The sequence below is a fragment of the Pseudomonas sp. 34 E 7 genome, from assembly GCF_900005715.1.
Classification (GTDB): Bacteria; Pseudomonadota; Gammaproteobacteria; order Pseudomonadales; family Pseudomonadaceae; genus Aquipseudomonas; species Aquipseudomonas orientalis_A.
On the sequence record NZ_CVTX01000175.1, the window covers coordinates 2,399 to 4,837 of the forward strand.

Below are 2,439 nucleotides of genomic sequence, written 5' to 3' on the forward strand. Positions count from 1 at the left end.
ACCCGGCGTCCTGCCGGGTTACCCACGGATTCAAGCCTGCGTTCGGCCAGCGTGGTTTAACGGGGCGCCTGAGATCAAAAGCAGATCAAGATCAGGATCAAGAGCGGCTCGCTTCGCATTGTGGTTACGTTTTTTAGGGCTGCGTTGTGTAGATACTCAAGCCCCGATAGGGCCCTCGGCCACACCACAGCCCCCCAGGCCAATTGCCTCGTCCCCTGCCACCCGGTAAAGTGCCGCTCCCCCGCAATGCCCGAGGCAACCTCCATGACCCAGACCTTTGAAATCGCCGTGATCGGCGCCACCGGTACCGTTGGCGAAACCCTGGTACAGATTCTCGAAGAGCTGGACTTCCCGGTAGGCACCCTTTATTTGCTGGCGGGCAACAATTCCGCCGGTGCTTCGGTGCCGTTCCGAGGCAAGAACCTGCGGGTAAAGGAGGTCGACGAGTTCGATTTCAGCAAGGCGCAACTGGCGTTCTTCGCGGCCGGCCCGGCGGTGACCTTGAGCTTCGCGCCGCGCGCCACGGCCGCCGGTTGTTCGGTGATCGACCTGTCTGGCGCGTTGCCTGCCGAACAGGCGCCGTACGTGGTGCCTCAAGCCAATGCCCATGTGCTCAAAGGCTTGAAGAAACCGTTTCAAATCGCCAGTCCGAGCCCGTCCGCCACTCACCTGGCGGTGGTGCTGGCGCCGTTGCGTGGCCTGCTGGATATCCAGCGCGTGAGCGTCACCGCCAACCTGGCCGTGTCTGCCCTGGGCCGCGAGGCCGTGAGTGAGTTGGCCCGCCAGACCGCCGAGCTGTTGAATGTGCGTCCGCTGGAGCCGACCTTCTTCGATCGGCAAGTGGCTTTCAACCTGCTGGCACAAGTCGGCACTCCAGACGCCCAGGGTCACACGGCGCTGGAGAAACGTCTCGTGCATGAATTGCGCGCCGTACTGGAAACACCTTTACTGAAAGTGTCCGCCACGTGCATTCAAGCCCCGGTGTTTTTCGGCGATAGCCTGGCTGTGTCGCTGCAGTTGGCGGCGCCGGTCGATCTTGCTGCGGTGAACGAGGCCCTTGAGGCAGCGCCGGGTATCGAGCTGGTCGAGGCGGGCGACTACCCGACGGCAGTTGGTGATGCAGTGGGTCAGGACGTTGTCTATGTAGGGCGAGTGCGCGCGGGTGTCGACGACCCGGCGGAACTAAATTTGTGGCTGACGTCAGATAACGTACGCAAAGGGGCTGCGCTTAACGCCGTGCAAGTGGCGCAGTTGTTGATAAAAGGCCTTGCGTAAAAGATACTTGGCGTCAATTTGTAGATTGATTCTCACCAAGCGCTATGCTTGGCCCAAAGCGGAACACAAGCGCGTCGGTAACCTATCGGCTCGCCATGCCTTATGGCAGCGGTTACCAACCTTCTCGCAGGCCGGGGAGTGTTCAGACAAAGGATGAGGCTATGGTTCAAGTTCGCAAACTGGTGTTAGCAATAGCGGCCGCCTCGGCGCTGTCCTCCGGTATGGCGCAGGCGCTGCAACTTGGGGAGATGACCCTCAAGTCGAAGTTGAACCAGCCGCTGTCGGTGGAAATCGAGTTGCTCGACGTCGGTGGCCTCACGGCGTCCGAGATCACCCCGAGCCTGGCGTCGTCCCAGGCGTTCGTCGATGCCGGTGTCGATCGCCAGGCCTTTCTCGACCAGCTCACCTTTACGCCGGTGGTCAATCCCAATGGCCGCAGCGTGGTGCGGGTCACCTCCGACAAACCGCTGCCCGATTCCTATGTACGCTTCCTGCTGCAGGTGCAATGGCCCAATGGCCGCCTGATGCGTGACTACAGCGTACTGCTCGATTCCGCCAAATTCGATCAGCCCACATCGGCTGCCAGCGCCCCGGCGCCGCGCTTGAGTGCGCCGGCCGGCACCGCGTCCCCCGTCAGTAAGCCTGCGCAACATACCACCACGGCTCGCGACACTTTGTGGGAAATTGCCGAGAAAAACCGCAATGGTGGCTCTGTGCAACAGACCATGCTGGCCATTCAGGCACTCAACCCGAATGCCTTTGTCGATGGCAACATCAACCGCCTGAAAACCGGCCAGGTCCTGCGCCTGCCGGACACCGTGCAAAGCACCGCGCTGGCGCAACCCCAGGCGATTGCCGAAGTGACTGCGCAGAACGCCGCCTGGCGCCAGGGCCGCCGCACCGCCAGCCAGCAAGTGGCGGGCAAGGCCCAGTTGGACGCCACCAAGCGCACCGAGACGGGCAATGCGCCGTCGAGCACCAACGCCAAGGACAACTTGAGCCTGGTGTCGGCCGAAGCAGCCAAAAAAGGGGCGAACGGCAAGGCGGGCGACAGCCGTGCGTTGAGCGACAAGCTGGCGATGACTCAAGAGCAACTGGACACCACCCGTCGCGATAACGAAGAACTCAAAAGCCGCGCGGCAGATTTGCAAAGCCAGTTGGACA

At 62.0% G+C, this 2,439-nt stretch carries 2 protein-coding genes; both read left to right on the top strand.

Annotated elements, in window-relative coordinates:
- The first annotated feature begins 264 nt into the window (after positions 1-264).
- A complete protein-coding gene (locus BFP96_RS23970; RefSeq protein ID WP_065894108.1) occupies positions 265-1,275 on the top strand; it encodes an aspartate-semialdehyde dehydrogenase in 1,011 nt (336 codons plus the stop codon).
- 161 nt (positions 1,276-1,436) lie between these two features.
- Positions 1,437-2,439, top strand: a 1,003-nt coding sequence (locus BFP96_RS23975; RefSeq protein WP_305885264.1) for a type IV pilus assembly protein FimV, incomplete at its 3' end; no start/stop codon positions are given.